The sequence below is a fragment of the Nonomuraea sp. NPDC049784 genome (assembly GCF_040659615.1).
In the GTDB taxonomy this organism is placed as follows: domain Bacteria; phylum Actinomycetota; class Actinomycetes; order Streptosporangiales; family Streptosporangiaceae; genus Nonomuraea.
The window spans coordinates 1-16,737 of sequence record NZ_JBFAMX010000061.1 but is presented as its reverse complement, the minus strand read 5'-3'; the positions used below and the strand labels follow the sequence as shown (position 1 = coordinate 16,737).

Sequence of the window (16,737 nt, the reverse complement as noted above, 5' to 3'; positions counted from 1 at the left end):
CCGCCTCGGCGATAGCGGCTTTCCGTGTGGTGCACACGGAACGCGAGACGACCTGTCCGGGTCATCCGGTGAACGGCCGGTGGCCATGTCGCCACCGGCCGTCCTCCTCCCGTCACCGATCTCCACACGATCGGCCCGTGAGGATCCCGCGCGCTGCGGGCGGTCTACCAGAACCCGTTGCCAATCGTGTTGGAGTGGGCCATGACCTCCTGGCTGTCCGCGGAGGCGTCCATCCGTTCACGGATGGATCTGAGCACCGCCACTTCCGACTCGGTGAGGGTGGACAGCACCTCGAGAGCGACGCCGCCCTTGTGTCCCTCTTCGAGATGACTCTCGGGCGTGTCCGGGAGCAGTCCCGCGTCTCTGAGGCTCTGGACAGCATCAAATTCGGACATGATTGTTCCTTTCCTTGTTCCCAGTCGTTGGAGTATGAGGTGGAAGCGAGGAACACGGGCAGCGCCGCCGGCCTACCAGAAACCGCCGCCCGTGGTGTTGGAGTGGGCCAGGACCTCTTGGCCGGCCGCAGCGGCGTCCATCCGTTCACGGATGGATCTGAGCACCGCCACTTCCGACTCGGTGAGGGTGGACAGCACCTCGAGAGCGACGCCGCCCTTGTGTCCCTCTTCGAGATGACTCTCGGGCGTGTCCGGGAGCAGTCCCGCGTCTTTGAGACTACGGACAGGATCGAATTCGGACATGATTGTTCCTTTCATGTGTCGGGCCGGGCGGGCGGAGAGTCGCCTGGCACCTTTCTTTGCGTTCAGCGCGGCCGCGGCCGTCGCGATCTCACCAGAACAGCCCGCCGTCCTGGGGGCTGTGCACGTCGTCGATACCGATGGCCTCGTCCATACGTGCCTTGATCTCTTTGAGTACTTCGAACTCCTTCTCCGACATGCCGGCGAGCGCTTCCAGCTCGGCCGGTGTCGCGCCGGGCGCCAGCCCTTCTTCTTGAAGGCGTGTCATTCCTATCCCGGCCATGGGCCGCACCTCCTGATATCAACGGTGTGCTGACGGTCCGGCGCCGTCACCGAATGGTGTTCATCGACAAAGCTGACGCGGTGCCGGCTCGGAGTCACCAGAACGACGCGCCCATCAAATGGGCCTCCACGTCTCCTGCGGCCTCGTCGATTCGCCGCTGCACTGCCTTGAGGACCGCGATTTCCTCCTCCGACAGGGACTCGAGTACGGCACGCCCTTCAGCCGTGAGGAATATCGAATCCAGCGGTAGCTCTTGGTCGCTCATCTCAGTTCCTTCCGGATAAGGGCGCATATGTGAGGCTCAGAAGAAAACAGAGGGTGTCCGGCCCGGACGAGAAATATCCAGGTGCGGCGGGTATGCGGGAGGAGCCGCATGCGCGACAAGGTCTGGCTCCGCGATGATGGGGTTCGGACGACCAGGAGCGGCCCGGCGGCCCGGCATCATGGTCACCGTTCCGAGCAGTGCCAGAGACCCACCGGCGACGGCCAGCACCCAGCCCACCCCGAGGCTGGCCGCGACCGACGCCCCGATCGGCGGCGCGATCAGCATCATGGCGGTGGGCAGGACCTCGGCGGTGCCGGAGACACGTCCCAGAAGGTTCTCCGGTGTCTCGTTCTGCAGTGTCAGGCTGAACGACATGAGGATCCCCGCGGCGGCGACCCCGGTGACGATCATCGTCACCAGCAGCACAGGGGCGGCGACGTTCGCCCGCGTCAACGCGACGAGTCCGATGAACGCGACCAGTGCGCCTGCCACCACCTGGGAAGAGCTCATGAGTACCGGCGCGGGCACCCTCTCACCCCACTGACCAATGATGATCGTTCCGGCGACCGCGCCGAACCCGATTCCGGCGATCGCGAAACCGAGCATCGAACTGTCCACTCCCAGTGCGGTCACGGTGAGCGGAGACAACGTGTCGAAGGTGAACACCAGAAAGATCGTCGCGGTCATTCCCACGAGGGCGACACGGAGGCGGTGACTGCCCAGGAGGAAACCCAGTCCTTCGCGGAGCTCGGCCCAGAACTGTCGCCGCTCCGGGGCGGGATGACCAGCGGCCTGCTCCGGAAGGCGGAGGCCGGCCAGGATGATCGCCGAGAGCACGAAGGTCGCCGCGTCCGCGGCGAACGCCCAGTACGGGCCTACCGCGGCGACGAGCAGGCCGCCGATCGCGGGTCCGACGACTTTGGTGGCTTGACCGGCGAGGGTCGTCAGGGATATCGCCGCGTGCAGCTCGTCCGGGGGGCTGGAAAGCCGGATCGCCTTCCGCTCTGCCGGCTCGAAAAGCGTGCTCAGCACGCTCTTGCACATGACCAGCAGTAAGAGAACCGGGAGATTGGGAGCGACCAGGTAGCCCAGCACAAGCGCCGCACGCACCAGATCGGCCTTGATCATCAGACCACGTGGGGGCAGCCTGTCCGCCCACACCCCCATGAACGGTGCCACCGCTATCGCCGGTATCGCCACCGCCATCGTCAGCCCGGCGAGCGCGAACGCCCCTGACCGCCACACGTACGCGACGAGTGTGAGGAGGGCGATCATGTCGAGCCAGTCACCCAGCCCGGACACGATCTGGCCGGCGAAGATCCGCCGATACTGCGGCAGACGCAGCGGCGTGAAGATCCGCGGGCTAGCCATGGACCGCTCCTGCCGCCACAGGCCGAGGGACGAGATCCTCGAACACCGTGACCATGCACTGCACGGTGTGCAACGCGCTCACTCCCATGGCCACGGTGTGGGCCGTGGTCAGCGGCAGCGCGTCGATCGTGGCCATGAGTTCGTCGCGGTGCCGGACATCGAGGGCGGCGTGTCTGCTCAAGGTGCGCAGTGCGGTGCGCGGGAAGCCGGTGCGCTCAACGATGTGGTCCACCAGGCCCGGGTGTGGCGGATACCCTTCGAGGACCGCGATGTGCCCCAGCAGGCACACCGGATGGTGGTGGCGGACCCAGTAGTACTGGGTGCCGACCAGGACCGCGCTCGATGGCCTGGGCATCGCTCTCAGCAGGTCGTCTGGATCACACCCGAGAGCGGCCAAGTCCTGGCGCAGCCATTCGTCGTGCCCCCGCTCCTCTTTGATGTGTTTGGCGAGATACGCGCCCACTCCGGCTGCCACCGGGTCTCCGCCGGCCAGCTGACGGGCTTGCCGGACCGCGGTCTCCATCAGAGGCACCGTCGCCCTGATCAGGGTGTGCATCAGGACGAGGTACTCCGGATAAAGGGTGACCAGGTCCGGCGACGACCACAACCGCCTTGTCACGCCGTGGAACGCCGGCAGCGCCAGTTCGATCTTCGCTCGCAGGCGAGCACTGTTGGAGATCATCCGAGGGCTCCCGTCCGCAGATTCGCCACGGAATGAATGAGCGGATCGTCGGCCCTGTCGCCGAGCCGGTCCACCATTTCCCAGCACAGATCGCAGATGGACTTGAACCGGCGATCGGCCAGGTCGTGCAGGCGCGGGTCCAGCGTCAGCACCCCAGGACCGACATCTCCGACCGCACGCAGCAATGCGTGCCGGTCGAACTCGGCGAACGCGGTGATGAGCTCATCCGCGTCGTCGCACTGCCGGCGTAACGCCGATGGCCCACGTCCGAGGATGACGGCTTCGTTGCAGCAAGCGGATGTGCTGCCGTCATATCGGATGACCGGCGAGCGAACGAGATGACAGGCTCCGAAGCGCCGGCCAGGTGTCGTGGCGATCGGCTGGAACAGGTCCGCCGCGCGGCCATAGGGCAACAGCGGCACCCGGAGGATCTCGGCATGGTCTGCCCATTCCTTGCCCAGGGCGCGTTCCAGTAGCCCGGTCGCCAGGGCTCCGGCCTTCTCGTCGTCGACCACCTGGGTCACGATCCACACATCCTGGCCCGCGATCGCCCTGGCCGCCTGGATGAAGCGCTGGTCCGGCAGAGCGGCGGCGTGGAAGACGTCGGTGCTGAGAATCAGGCAGCCGCACCTTCGGATCACCTTTTTGATCCACTCTGGGGGATCGGCCGAGGTTGCCCACACGCCGCTCGTGACGATCGACACGTCCTTTCCCGCATCACGCAGCCGCTCCGTCGCGTAGCTCAGTCCACGACGTTCGATGAACGGCTCACCGCCCGAAATGCCGATCAGCCCGTACGAGGAGGCGCAGAGCCCCTCCACCACTTGCTCGAAGAGCCGGAAGTCCCGGATTCTGGGGCTGTCCGGGCGCGAGTCGACCGAGCAGTGCGCGCATCCGACAGGGCATCGGTCGGTGAGGAAGAGCAGCGCCGTCTTACCGCGGCTGTGCCGGGCCTCGTCGATCTCCGCGTAGGTCAGACGGCGCATGGCTGCTCCTGAGGCCGGTAGCCGAGGGTGACCATGTCCGCGTAACGCGCCGAACCGTAGCGGCGGGCGTATCCGACCGGTCCGCCGCTGGAGAGGATCTGCTGGACGCCGAGCTCCATGGCCGCGAAGCCGGGACGTTCCACCAGATCCACCGCTTTCCGCTGCGGATCCTCGGCGGACAGCGCATAGCAGGCCGCGCACTGTTCAGCGGGAGGCGACAGCCCCGCGTCCTGCGCGATCATTCTGGGACCGATCGTCCGTACGGCTCGCAGTGTCGCCGATGCACGGCTACGCGACCGGATCGTCTGCCAGGTGTCCGTGGCGCTGTGGCCGAGCTTCAGGTGCGCCGGCGCGTTCCGCCCCTGGTCGACGACGGCCTGGTTACAGCACGCGATCACGGTGCCGTCGAAGGTGACGATCGGCCAGGCCGCCACACCGCATGGGTCCGCCGTGGCCGACAGCGGCAGGTGGGTGAGCGTGCGCCGATCGGGCATCCACTCGGCGGCCCTGCCCGACGCCCCGACCAGCCCGACCAGCATCGGGACCCGATCTTCCAGGACGTCCCGCGCCTCGGCGGTGGCCTCAGCCAGGTAGGGATCGTCGTCGCTCATCCCCACGAGTTGAAGGCTCACATCCTTGCCGGCGTCGACCAGCCGGCGAAGAATCTTGAGCACCGCCGACCGCGGCACCTCCTCCTCGTGGAAGACATCGAGGCTCGCCGCGAAATGATCGACCTCGTCGATCGCCTCCTGGATGAGCCGGGGGATCTTCCCGGTTCTGGCGAAGAACATGCCGGACGCGACGTAGGACCGAGTCCCAACGGAACTCGCCCGGCGGGCGATGTCGCGTACCAGCCTCGGCCTGAGCAGGGCCTCTCCCCCACTCATGAGGACGATCTCCGGGTGATCCTCGGCCGTGAACGTGTCGGCGAAGCCGAGGAAGAGCCCGGCATCGTGTTCCTCGCTACTGATGAGGGAGTTCGTCGAACAGTGCCGGCAGGTCAGTGGACAGCGCCGGGTGAGCCCCAGATAAACCGCCGATCCCGGCACCGGCCGAAATCGCAGCATCTCCATCAAATGCATGCGTGCCGTCCTTTCGAGGCGCACGTTCATAATCCATCGGGTGAGTTGAGATCGGATTTAACCCGGATTTAGGCTGTCGACGATCTCGAGCGCCCCGCGCGCGATGCTCAACCCAGGGTTTTTGCCGAGTGCGCTGGAGAGGTAGGCACGGGCCTGGCCGAACCTGCCGTGGGCCATACGATGGACCCCTACGTTGAAAAGACGTAGTTCTTCGGAATGTCGTGCCTCCGGCCACGGCCCGTCGGTGAACACACCGATATTGGGATGGCCGCCGACCCGCCGCGCCACGTAGTGCGCGAGCTCGCGGGGCGAGAAGGGTTCGCAGTAGACGACAGGTTCCCGAAGAAGCTCGTCCGGCGTGAAGCGCCTGCCGCCTGCCCTGCCAAGGGGCCCCGAGGACAGGTACACATGTGCGGTATCGAGCGTTTCTCGCGCCAACGGTGTGTTCGGATACACCCGAAGGCCGCATGAATAGGCGATCCGAACTCCGCGGTCGGCGTATTCCAGCATCCACCGGATGTTCGCGTCGATACTCGCCACGGTCTCACCCCGGCGCCCGAGCAGCAGACACACCTCGGGACGCACCGCGGATCCACGAGAGAGCAGGCGGTTCAGCACATCATGCACGTGATGTGCTCGGAAGTTCTTCTGATGTGCGCGCAACCCGTCCTCGCAGAAGCTGTCCACCGCGAAACTGGGCGCGTCGCAACCGGCGGTCGCCAGCGCATCCATCAGCTTGTCCGAGAAGGGCGTGACGTTGAAGTAACCGCGCCAACCGATCTGCCCTGCCAAACCGCTGTCCCGAATGCCGGCGCACACCCGAAGGAGGTGGTCTTCATAGGGGAGATTGAGCTCGGCGTCCGCGATATGGAAGCTTCTCAAGCCATGTTCCTCGACATGATGCCGGATCTCGGCGACCACGTTGCCGACGGCCCTGTGCTCGGTTCTCCGCTGGTTCACGGGATCAGTGCAGTAAGAGCATCGGAGCGGACAGCCGCTTTTCGTCCGCACGGCCACCGGTATATTTCGTAGGCGGTAGAGCAGCTGATATTCCGGCGCGATCCGCATGGGCTCGCGAGCTTCCGCCCGGAATGAAAGCCTGGCGACCGTGCGATGGAACCCGCCGTCGTCCCGGATCACCGCATTGGGCAGGCCGCGAATGATCTCGGCCGCGGCCTGCCCATATGGTGGCCGCGCTTCCCGCAGCGCGCCGACGAGCTCAGCGAATGTACTCTCGGCCGGTCCGACGAACCCGTAGTCGAGATCGAGGTAGCTCAAGAACTCCGCTGGGCAGGCCGTGAAGCCTGAGCCGCCGACGACGCAGAGAGCGTCGGCACGCCACTCCTTGATGACATCGGTCAAGCCGCGGATCGCCGGAGCGTAGGCGACGACGTCGATCGGTGATCCATCAGGCGGAGGATCACCCGGGAGCGCGACTATGGCATTGTCTATGTTGCGGACGGAGATCCCGATCACGTCCGGCTGAAAATGCGCCAGTACGGCCCTGAGGTGGGCTTCCGGCTCGATGGCCTCGATGAATGGGTTGGTGGTGAGCACTTCTGTCGGGCCGCACCGTGCCTGGAGAGTCGCGCTGACGGTGTCCAGCCCGTACGGGCTCACCGGGACGGACAAGTTTGGATTGGCGTAGAGCAGCAGGACTCTCACGCTATTCACCCACCGCTCCTTCAAGGCATGAGATGAACGGAGAGACAAGAATGAGCTCTTCCTCGGCAGTGTGATCGTGGCCGCCGCTGCGGAGCACTCCGAACTGCGCGCCGACCGCGATCGAACGACTGTCCGCGTATTCCTGGCGGACCCGGCGGAGGACGTGGTCGCGGAACAATCCAAACGTGTGGTGGCCGGCCCATTCCCGACGCTGTGCCGCGGCGTGCGTAAGTAGTTCGTTGGCTATCTCATGGATTGCCTTCTCTGCACGTCTTTGTGGGAACCACACGAAATGCCGCCATGACCGCCCGCTGATCGGGGCGGTAACCCGCCAGGGCGTCTCCCTGCCGTCGGCCTCCACCGTGCGGTGCACCAGGACGTAGTCGCACTGAACCGGCTCCGGCGCGAACAAGCGCCAGTCCGGAACCAGACCGCCGGGGACGAGGGCTCGCAGCCGGTCGCGCCTTCGCCGGGGATGCTGGCTGAACAGGGTGACGACGAACCAGGCCGCAAGCGCGCCGGACATCAGGACCTTACCGCGGTCGTTCGACAACGCCATCGGCTCGCAGTCCCTCCTGGTTCTGGACATCCGCATCCGCCCGACGGCCGGGTGCCCCATCCCGTGTCCGGACGATCGCTGCGACGGCTGTCGCACCGGCCGTCCCGATCAGCGCCAGGTAGGGCATCACATCGCTACGACCGTCTCTTGGCCTGCGGGTCGCATAGATCACGGCGGGATGCATGGCGATGAATGCCCATCCGAAGCGCCCCAACCCCATGACGCCGCCGTTGACGAGATGGAAGGCGATCGCCGGCCAGACGAAGAGCGGGGCAAGCCGCCCGCGCGCGACGAAGACGAGCGGGAACGCGCATTCGAGAGCCAGGACACCGGCGCTGAGCGCCCTCGACACCTCCGGATGCCCGTGGAGGATGCGCCACATGGTCTTGTTGCCGAAGAGCCGCGTACTCATGATCCTGGTGAGCGCCGTTCCGTCGCGCCATGCGGGATTGCTCAGCTTCGCGTACCCGGAGGCCGTGTAGGAGAGCACGGACTGAAGGGCGATGAACCACAGACACGCGTCGGTGGTCGCGGGTCCGCCGGTCCTCGCCAGCGCGGTGGCGGTATGGACGACAACCGCTGCCTGATCTGCCCCATCTCCGCCATAGCGGTGGCGGGGCCGCAGCATCATCGTCGTGCTCGCCAGCACCAGGTTCGCACCGAGTCGTGCCCGGTTGGAGGAGATGGGAAGCAGCAGCAGAGACGCCGAAACCACCCGCGTGGCATGGATGGTGGTGGTCACCCGTCGGCCCGCGATGACATCCAGTGCCAGCCGTACCGGCCGGGGATGGCCGCGATAGGCGTGCCGCATCACCTGCCAGTTGTTCAACCCGCCGAATTCGCGATCTCGCCTTCTCGCCAGGTACTCGACGCTTGACGTGAGCCCATGAAAAGCGCAGAGACGCTCGACCGCGGATAGGGCGGTGCCTCGGCTGAGTCGTGGTGAGACCAGGATTTCCCGCATACGGAACACGTCGGCCTCCGGTATTTGTGCGGCTGCGCGGCACTCGTAGCTCGTTTTGCAGCCAAGCACCGCCGAGTATGAAAACGCTTTGAAAGCGATCTATGGTGAGCTGCTGCCGTACGGCTCCGGAGGGTCGATGCGATCGAGCAGCCGGGCGATGAGGTTCAGCGACTCCCTGATTTGCCGAAGCACGATCTTGTCCGGGTCCACGCCCCCGCTCGATGGCGGGGCGTGACAGGCGAGCGCGTCATCGAGAAGTATGCTCTGGTGAAGCTGTTGCAGCTCCGCTCCTGGTTCGACGCCCAACTCCTCGACAAGCGTGCGGCGTACGGTGCGATAGACCTCCAGCGCCTCCGCCCGGCGCCCGGACCGGTACAGGGCGACCATCAACTGACCCTGAAGGTTCTCGCGTAACGGATATTCAGTGGCCAGGGCCCGGAGTTCACCGACGATATCCGTGTGCCTTCTCAGGGTGAGCTCGGTTGCGATCCTCTTCTCCAGGACGTCCAACCGGTGTTCTTCCAGACGGACCGCTTTGGCGCGGAGGTGTTCGATGTCGAGGAGGCCGGCCAGGGCGGGACCACGCCACAGGTCGAGGGCACCGTGCAGGAGGTCCGCGCCCTCGGCAAGGGAATCATGGGTGAGCGCTCGCGTGCCGGCGGCCGCCCTGTCTTCGAAGAGGTGGATGTCCAGCTCTCCCGGCCTGACGGTCAGCGCGTATCCGGGCGCCCGCCAGGTGATCCGTTTCTCGCTGCCCAGGATTCGACGCAGGTGGTAGATGTACACCCGGAGGTTCTTCTCCGCGCTGGGAGGCGGCACGGCACCCCATAACGCATCGATCAGGCGCTCGCTGGTGACCGGCTCGTTGGGGCTGCAGACCAGCATGCCGAGCAGGATCCGCTGTTTTCGTCCCCCTAGCTGCAATCGCACCCCATTGGACCCCACCTGAAGTGGGCCGAGTGCGGCGAACTCAAGCGTGCGCAACCGTATACACCCCCATACCGGTGGGCCGGGTGTCTCAGCGGCGGTCGAGGACTGTCTCCGGTCACCCGTGGATGCCGGAAGCCACGGGTGACCGGCAGGCTTGACGATGTCGACCAGACGCATGCCGTCACACTGGCACAGCTCATTTGCGTGACGTTCGCAGCGTCAGAGCGGACATGCAAACGATCTGAAATCCGGGTGTGGCAGCCTCGGATGGGACACTCTCGTCGCACATGCTAGGGGGTTTCATGATGCTCAGACGGTTCATCGTGGGCTTCGTGCTGGCCACCGTCGTCGTTCTGGGTAGCGCGTCGGCCGCCCAAGCGGTAGGCGGGCCGGTGGTCTGCAGCAACTCTGAATGGGGATCCAAGCCCCCGGAGCCGGGGCAGTGCCCTGAGTAACTAGAAGCGTCCTGGTAAAGACGGATATGTGAAGTAGATTGGATGGATCTACAACACATCCGTCGGAGGAAGCATGCCGGACGGGGTGGAGGGGCCATCCGTTGACTTCCGCATACTCGGGCCGCTGGAGGCACGGGTCGACGGGGTTCAGTTCGACCTTCCAGGCCGGAACGTCCGGTGGCTGCTGGGCGCTCTGCTCCTCGACGCGCCCCGCACCGTTCCCGAGGACACCCTCATCAGCAGAGTGTGGGGGCCCTCCGGGGGCAGCACCGCCGCTCTCCGCACTGCCGCCTCCCGGCTGCGCCGCTGGCTGCCCGCCGGCATCACCCTGTCCTTCACCGGAGGTGGCTACAGCCTGACAGCGCCAGAAGAGAGCATCGACGCCACCCGCTTCCTCCGTCTCATGACTGCCGCGACTCGGGAGCCCGATCCGCTCGCCTCGCTGGGCGAGGCGCTGGCGCTGTGGCGGGGCAGTGTGCTGGCCGACACCAGCGAATGGCTCAGGAATGATCCGGTCTCGTACCACCTGGCCAAGCGGCGGCTCGCATGCGCCTGCCAACTGGCGGACCATGCGCTGGCTGCGGGGCGGGCAGCGGAGGCGGTCAGCGTGGTGGAGCGGATAGCCGAGCAATTTCCCTATGACGAATCAGTCCAGGCTAGGGTGCTGGCGCTGCTCGGAGCCAGTGGGCGAATAGCGGCAGCACTGCACAGATATGAACAGATCAAGCGTCGCTTCGCCTTGGACCTGGGCATCGATCCGTCCCCACTGCTTACGCAGGCCCACTCCGACCTTCTCCAAGCAGGGGACGCTCAGGTCACGGCCCATGCGCACATCACGTTACCGTTACCGAACCTGCTGCCCGCCGACATTCCCGATTTCACCGGCCGGGCCGAGGAAACGGCGACGCTGACCACGGTGCTCAGCGTCACCCGAGGAACCGCACCGCCCTTGGCCGTCGTGTCGGGACCAGGTGGGGTCGGCAAGACCACACTGGCCGTGCACGTCGCTCACCTCGTCCGCGAGAGATACCCGCACGGCCAGCTCTACATCGACCTGCGCGGCGACCAGCCGGAACCCACCCAGCCCAGCGAGGTGCTGGGACGTTTCCTGCGGGCGCTGGGAGCCAGTGCCGCAGACATCCCACCTGGGCTCGACGAACGGGCGGAAGTGTTCCGAGGGCTCCTCTCCAATCGCCGCCTCCTGCTGGTGCTGGACAACGCGGCATCCCCGGCCCAGCTCAGGCCGATACTCCCCGGCGTGGCGTCCTGCGGAGTGCTCGTGACGAGCAGGAGGCGCCTCGGCTCGCTGGCCACCGGGTGCCGGATCGACCTCGGCAGTCTTGCGCCCCATCACGCGCTCAGCCTGCTCGCGCGCATCGTGGGCGCGCACAAGGTGGACTCGGACCGGCAGTCCGCGCTGCGCCTGGCCGAGCTCGTCGGCTTCCTTCCGCTGGCGATCCGCATCGCCGGCGCCAAGCTGGCGGCCAAGAGTCACTGGGATCTGCGCCACATGGTCTCCCGGCTGACAGACGAGCGGCGGCGGCTGGACGAGCTGGCCTTCGAACAGCTCGACGTACGCACCGGCTTCGCACTTTCCTACGGCGGGTTGCCACCGGTCGAGCAGCGCGCCTTCCACCTGCTCAGCCTCCTCGACGCACCCGACTTCGCCACTTGGGTGACCGCGGCGGTGCTGGACACCAGTCAGCGCCAGGCAGAGGACATGACCGAGCACCTTGTCGACGCCAGGCTGCTCGGCGCCGCCGGCGGCCGTTACCGTTTTCACGACCTGGTCAGGTTGTTCGCCCGAGAACGCAGCGAAGCGCCCGAAGAGCGCTCGGCCGGCCCGGACGCGATCACACGTGCGCTCGGCGGCTGGTTGTTCCTGGCGCAGCACGTCTACCGCATCGTCTACGGCGGCGACTACCAGACCGTGTTCGGCACATCCCAGCGGACGTCTCTCGACGCGAACGTCGCGCGGGCTGTCGCGAAGGCCCCCTTGGACTGGGTGGAAACCGAGCGTCAGGCCCTGGTCGCCGCCACCCGGCAGGCCCTGCGCCTCGGCCAGGACGAGCTGGCCTGGGAACTCGCCTGCACATGCGCGCCCACCCTGACGATCAAAGGCTATATCGAGGAAGCATCCGAGATGCTCACCGCCGCTCAGGCGGTCGGCGACCCACGCGGAAGAGCCGCCGTGTCCTTCCGCCTGGCACTGCTCCGTGTGGATCAGGAGCGGTACGGCGAGGCCGAGGCGTACTTCGCGGCGGCCTTGCGGGATTTCGTCGCGTTGGGCGACAGGCATGGATATGCGCTCACCCTCAGCTACCAGGCCGCGTTCGACCTCTACCTGGGCCGCCCCGACGACGCGTTGCGGAAGCAACACGAGGCGCTGCAGGTGTTGCGGGAGGTGGGCGACCAGGGCGGTGAAGCCTACTGTCTGCGCAACATCGGCCAGATCCTCATGGAGAACGGTGACCACGACACCGCCCACGCCTACCTCCGCCGGGCCTTGAGCGTCGCCGACGACAGCGGCTCGCCCCGGAATCGTGCCCAGGTTCTGTACTGGACCGGTTCCCTTCATTTACGCCGCCACGAACCCACCTCTGCCGAAGCCGACTTCGAACAGGTGCTGGCCATGACAAGGCAGCTCGGCGATGTCGCAGGGGAGGCCATGGCGCTGCTCGGCCTGGGCACCGCGCGGAACCACTCGAAGGCTTCCAGCCCTCACAGCACCATCCAGCCTCTGGAACAGGCGCTGAGCATTGGCCGGCGCATCCCGTCGCGGCGTATCGAGATCCGCGTACTCCATGCCCTCGGCCAGGCGTACCTCCTCCACTCGCAACCGGTCCAGGCTGCGCAAGCGCTCACTCAAGCCGCCTCCATGGCCAGAGAACTCGGCCTCCACGACCAGGCCACCACGATCCTGCAGACGCTCGCGAGCACCTAGTTGGTCATTCACTCGGCAGGGGACCGCAGAGCCCTTGACCCTCATGTAGCCCGCGACCCGAGGCTGATGCTGTGAACAACGACAACCTGTTGAGCATCGGCGCCTTCGCCCTCGTCAGTGGCTCGTCGATCCCCGCGCTGCGGCACCATGACATACAGGTGAGTACAGCGGTCAGGGGCAGTCGACAGCACCGAGCATCATTCCGCAGCCGGCCACGACGGCGATTCCTTGTCCGCTCGACTCCAACACCATTTGGTAGCCCAGCACGGAAGGTTCCGCCGCCGACGCCAGCGCCGGCAGGAACAGCACGGTGCCGCCGGCGATCCACTGGACACGCCCCCAGACACGGGTTCCGAACGGTGACGGCCGACGGCTAGTCGACGCAGCCCTGAATGGTGTTCATCGGACTGCAGTTATCGGGGATGTTGTCACGGATAACCGAGTTCTGGATGCTGACATTGTTGTTGCCGGTGGCGATTCCGCCGCCGCCGGATCCCTTGTTCCGCGTGACCACGACGCGATCGAGCGTGGTGGTTCCCAGGTTGGAGATGCCTCCTCCCAGGCCGCCGGATGTGTTGTCGGCCACTGTGCTCTGGATGAGGTGCGACACGCCATATGCCTGGGTGTTCAGCCCACCGCCGTTGATCGGTGCACTGTTCCTGGTCAGGACGCTCTTGGACATCGTCAGCGTCCCAAAGTTGAGGATGGCACCGCCTCCGACGCCCGTCGTCGAGTTCTCGTTCAGCACGCTGCCGGAGATCGTCGCGTTGGCGTCGAAATTATTAGCGAACGCGCCACCGTTTGCTGCGTGGTTGCCGGCCATGATGATCTGGTCAAAAACCACGGTGCCCGCGTTGAGGATCCCACCGCCGAAGCCCGCCGCGCTTCCGCCCACGATGGAGATCCTTTGGACATGGAGCGTCGCCCCGGATGCGACCTCCAGGAGACGGAAGGCGTCGGGTGCGGCCGGATCGCGCCTGATAGTCGTGCTCGACCCGCCCACCAGAGTGATGTCGCCCCTGATGATCGGAAGTGCGTCGCCGGGGTCAGCCGTGGTGGTGTAGTTGTAGACGCAGTCCGTCGCGAGAAGGAGCCTGGCGACTCCGATCCCGTTGGCTGTTCTGATCTCCGTGACGAGCGCGTCCGGGTCGCACGGGACGTTCACGTCCTTCGCCAGAGCGGGCATCGCCTGTGCCGACTGCGGCACCGCCAGCGTGATCCCCGCGAGCACAGCGGCCCCCATGCCGCCGATGATTCTAGGAAAAGAGCCCATCGGGCCGCCCCTATATAGAAATGGACATTTGTCCCGTCGGTAACGAATGGCCGGTCGGCATCGCCGAAAATAGGGAAACATGCCTGGGCTAGGTGAATGTCCGGGGAGCATCTCTGTTCGGAACAGTTGACCAAGATCTGCAGGCGCCGTGGCGTCGGCCGCCTGCCCGCGTGCCCGGCGTCCAAAGTCCTGCTCTAGCCGGGACGGCGTCTCCCCCAGCGAGACGACGCGCCCGGAAGGGCTTTCCTGGCTGATCCTTGACAGATCGCGTAGCGACGCCTGTGCAGTCGTCGAGCTCTCTTCCGTGATCCCAGCGAATGGCCGGTAGATGGTTGTGCTTGAAATGGGTAAGGACAAGCACCGCGCGGGCGATGTCGGCGATCCTGCCGGAGCTTATGGCGATGTGCTGGAGGGTCCGCCGGCGGCCTTTGAGCAGGGCGGCGAATCCGCGCTCACCGAGACAGCCCAGGGCTCGTAGGAGCCGGTTGCGGGTGCGATTGTCCGGGCCGAGGAGCTGGTTGTCGGCGGGGTGTTCGATCGGCGTGTGGATGCCGCAGAGGAGCAGCGGTTGCTCGGTGGTTGCTCGCGTTTACGCGATACAGGGCGACACGAATGAGCACAGGCCGACACCACGATGGGGAGAATCCCGGACACAGCGATAGTACACACAGACGTGGAGCCCGGACGCACGTCCTAGGCGCGCTGTACGCCGTGGCCTGTGCTGCCTCGGCGAACGCGGGTTTGCCCTGCTCAAAAGCCGCTGGCAGATCCTCCAGCACATCACCGCCAGTCCCAGCGCCATCGGCGACATTGCCCGCGCGGCCCTTGTCCTCACGCATTTCGAGCGCAACTGGCTACCGGAAGTTCGCTGCGATCACCTCAATGTAGTCGGCGTGGAGCGCCGGGCTCATCAGTTTGCCGCCTCGATGATCCTCTAAGCCTGCCTGATTTAAGCGCCTTATTCGTCACTGCCTTCGCAGGGATCTTCATCGCTTTTTGGGTCTTCTCCATCGTGGCGGTGGTCCGGTCCTTCCGGCAGTTCCGTGTCCTCAAGTACACGGAACGTCGTGAGGGCCACGGAGCTCACCGGACGTGTCCGCCAACTCAAAGTTCGGGGGCGCGAGGAGGAAGCGATCCGGCTCGTACAAGTCGAACTGGCGATGCCTCCCAAGGTGGCCCGGTCCTGGGTGAAGTGCATCCAGGACGGCCGGATGGAGAATATCGTTCACCAATATTCAGCCGGGCCCTCCCCGCGGACATCCATCACCAGGTACGCGAAAACATAGGCAAGGGGCGGACCGGCGGTTCGGACCGTCACCGACAGTCCGTCTTGGCTTCTGCTGCGTGGCCGGCGGAGTTCGGCAAGGTGTCGCCTTCCAGCGCCTCCTGAGATCGCCGACATGGCGGGGAGCCGTGGTCGCCGCGCACAAATAGCCCAGCCCCCTACATCGGGAGCGAGGCGCTGGAGCCGGCTACCGCCCCCGATTGGAGGCCCCATTCGTTCGGCGAGCCAGGCGGCGTCATCGGGGTCGGCTAGGACGGCGCAGTCTCATAGCGGGCGACGAGGGCGGGCAGGGCGGTGCGCGGGGAGATCAGGTTGGTGTTGGGCTCGGTGAGGATCACGCACCCGGCGGCAGCTCGCAGCGCAGGCGGCGGGCGCGGCAGCAGCCAGGTCCGCACGGCTACGCAGCGGGTTGCCGGCGAACGGGTTCGTCATCGAGGCCACCTGCGTGTCACGCCGAGCGGCCGATCCCATCGGCATGGACGGCGTGCGCGAACGGCAGGCCCTGGATGTACCGTTCCAGCTCGTCGAGGGCCGAGTGGGCCAGGCGGCGCAGCTCGCCGCCCGTCGAGCCGGCGATGTGCGGGGTGAGGAGGACGTTCGGCAGGTCGTAGAGCGGCGAGTTCGCCGGGAGGATCTCGGGCTCGGTGACGTCGAGGACGGCGTCGATCCGGCCCGAGACCAGCTCCTTGGTGAGCGCCTCCATGTCCACCAGCGAGCCGCGTGCGGTGTTGATGAGCGTGGCGCCGTCAGAGAGCAGCCCCAGGCGCCGCGCGTCCAGTATGTGCCGGGTCTCCGGCAGCGCCGGGGCGTGCACGGAGACCACGTCGGAGGCGGCCAGCAGTTCGTCGAGGCCGACCGGCCGGGCGCCGAGCGCGGCCGCTCCAGTCTCGTCGAGGTACGGGTCGTTGATCAGGAGGTCGAGGTCGAAGGGGCGGAGCAGGTCGAGCACCCGGCGGCCGATGTGGGAGGCCCCGATGACCCCGACGGTCCTGCGGTAGTTGCCCAGCGAGGGGAAGTGCGCGGCCCAGTCGAGGGCCCGGCGCTCCGTGCGGTAGAGGTCGCGGATGCCGAGGACACGCTTGCCGGCGAACAGGATCGCGGCGACGGTGTACTCGGCCACGGGGAGCGCGTTAGTGGCGGCGCCCGAGGAGACGGCTATGCCGCGTTCCCAGCAGGCGTCCGTGATCAGGCTCTTGACCGTGCCCGCCACGTGGACGACGGCGCGCAGTCCGGGTGCCCGCCGCAGCACGGAAGCGTCGATGGCCGGACAGCCCCAGCAGGTGACGAGGACCTCGGCC

The 16,737-nt window shown here is 66.4% G+C and carries 17 protein-coding genes and 1 pseudogene; 3 read left to right on the top strand and 15 right to left on the bottom strand.

All coding sequences use genetic code 11. The features are described 5' to 3' along the window. Positions 1-164: 164 nt before the first annotated feature. The 12 genes from AB0J09_RS16120 to AB0J09_RS16065 form a co-directional block, all read right to left on the bottom strand. The gene (locus tag AB0J09_RS16120) at positions 165-395 is read right to left on the bottom strand and encodes an aroma-sacti cluster domain-containing protein (RefSeq protein ID WP_360690582.1); all 231 of its coding nucleotides are present in this window, start codon (positions 393-395) and stop codon (positions 165-167) included. Positions 396-467: 72 nt separating this feature from the next. Continuing rightward, on the bottom strand, positions 468-698 hold the full coding sequence (locus AB0J09_RS16115; protein ID WP_360690579.1) for an aroma-sacti cluster domain-containing protein: 231 nt from the start codon (positions 696-698) through the stop codon (positions 468-470). Between the two features lie 88 nt (positions 699-786). Beyond that, the gene (locus AB0J09_RS16110) at positions 787-978 is read right to left on the bottom strand and encodes an aroma-sacti cluster domain-containing protein (RefSeq protein WP_360690576.1); all 192 of its coding nucleotides are present in this window, start codon (positions 976-978) and stop codon (positions 787-789) included. Positions 979-1,072: 94 nt separating this feature from the next. Then, entirely contained in the window at positions 1,073-1,243 is a 171-nt protein-coding gene (locus tag AB0J09_RS16105; protein WP_360690573.1) for an aroma-sacti cluster domain-containing protein, read from the bottom strand. 36 nt (positions 1,244-1,279) lie between these two features. Beyond that, positions 1,280-2,614 carry an MFS transporter gene (locus AB0J09_RS16100; protein WP_360690570.1) on the bottom strand — a complete coding sequence of 445 codons (1,335 nt, stop codon included), beginning with the start codon at positions 2,612-2,614 and terminating at the stop codon, positions 1,280-1,282. Then, a complete protein-coding gene (locus AB0J09_RS16095; protein WP_360690567.1) occupies positions 2,607-3,296 on the bottom strand; it encodes an iron-containing redox enzyme family protein in 690 nt (229 codons plus the stop codon). Before AB0J09_RS16095 ends, AB0J09_RS16100 begins: the two co-directional genes overlap by 8 nt. After that, the gene (locus AB0J09_RS16090; RefSeq protein ID WP_360690565.1) at positions 3,293-4,282 is read right to left on the bottom strand and encodes a radical SAM protein; all 990 of its coding nucleotides are present in this window, start codon (positions 4,280-4,282) and stop codon (positions 3,293-3,295) included. The genes AB0J09_RS16095 and AB0J09_RS16090 overlap by 4 nt, the downstream gene beginning before the upstream one ends. Further along, positions 4,270-5,364, bottom strand: coding sequence for a radical SAM protein (locus tag AB0J09_RS16085; RefSeq protein ID WP_360690562.1), 1,095 nt, complete (start codon positions 5,362-5,364; stop codon positions 4,270-4,272). The genes AB0J09_RS16090 and AB0J09_RS16085 overlap by 13 nt, the downstream gene beginning before the upstream one ends. Before the next feature lie 57 nt (positions 5,365-5,421). Continuing rightward, positions 5,422-7,029: a radical SAM protein gene (locus tag AB0J09_RS16080; protein WP_360690559.1), complete on the bottom strand. Its 1,608-nt coding sequence runs from the start codon at positions 7,027-7,029 to the stop codon at positions 5,422-5,424. A gap of 1 nt (position 7,030) precedes the next feature. Further along, positions 7,031-7,588, bottom strand: a complete 558-nt coding sequence (locus AB0J09_RS16075; protein WP_360690556.1) for a hypothetical protein — start codon at positions 7,586-7,588, stop codon at positions 7,031-7,033. Then, entirely contained in the window at positions 7,563-8,552 is a 990-nt protein-coding gene (locus AB0J09_RS16070) for a hypothetical protein (RefSeq protein WP_360690553.1), read from the bottom strand. Before AB0J09_RS16070 ends, AB0J09_RS16075 begins: the two co-directional genes overlap by 26 nt. A 99-nt stretch (positions 8,553-8,651) precedes the next feature. Continuing rightward, complete coding sequence (locus AB0J09_RS16065; protein ID WP_360690551.1) at positions 8,652-9,659, bottom strand: AfsR/SARP family transcriptional regulator; 1,008 nt, start codon at positions 9,657-9,659, stop codon at positions 8,652-8,654. 351 nt (positions 9,660-10,010) lie between these two features. On the opposite strand from AB0J09_RS16065, the gene AB0J09_RS16060 reads away from it, so the two are divergent. Then, positions 10,011-12,881, top strand: coding sequence for a BTAD domain-containing putative transcriptional regulator (locus AB0J09_RS16060; protein ID WP_360690548.1), 2,871 nt, complete (start codon positions 10,011-10,013; stop codon positions 12,879-12,881). A 373-nt stretch (positions 12,882-13,254) separates the two neighbouring features. On the opposite strand, the gene AB0J09_RS16055 is transcribed toward AB0J09_RS16060, so the two are convergent. Next, a complete protein-coding gene (locus AB0J09_RS16055) occupies positions 13,255-14,124 on the bottom strand; it encodes a hypothetical protein (protein WP_360690545.1) in 870 nt (289 codons plus the stop codon). A 358-nt stretch (positions 14,125-14,482) separates the two neighbouring features. On the opposite strand from AB0J09_RS16055, the gene AB0J09_RS16050 reads away from it, so the two are divergent. Both AB0J09_RS16050 and AB0J09_RS16045 read left to right on the top strand, forming a co-directional pair. Then, positions 14,483-14,632 carry a hypothetical protein gene (locus AB0J09_RS16050; RefSeq protein WP_360690543.1) on the top strand — a complete coding sequence of 50 codons (150 nt, stop codon included), beginning with the start codon at positions 14,483-14,485 and terminating at the stop codon, positions 14,630-14,632. Between the two features lie 250 nt (positions 14,633-14,882). Beyond that, a pseudogene (locus tag AB0J09_RS16045) lies at positions 14,883-15,002 on the top strand (IS5/IS1182 family transposase); the annotation flags it as partial. Between the two features lie 685 nt (positions 15,003-15,687). On the opposite strand, the gene AB0J09_RS16040 reads toward AB0J09_RS16045, so the two are convergent. Together AB0J09_RS16040 and AB0J09_RS16035 are read right to left on the bottom strand one after the other, a co-directional pair. Continuing rightward, positions 15,688-15,834, bottom strand: coding sequence for a hypothetical protein (locus tag AB0J09_RS16040; protein WP_360690540.1), 147 nt, complete (start codon positions 15,832-15,834; stop codon positions 15,688-15,690). A gap of 53 nt (positions 15,835-15,887) precedes the next feature. Beyond that, a partial coding sequence (locus tag AB0J09_RS16035) for a hydroxyacid dehydrogenase (RefSeq protein ID WP_360690537.1) occupies positions 15,888-16,737 on the bottom strand: 850 nt, incomplete at its 5' end.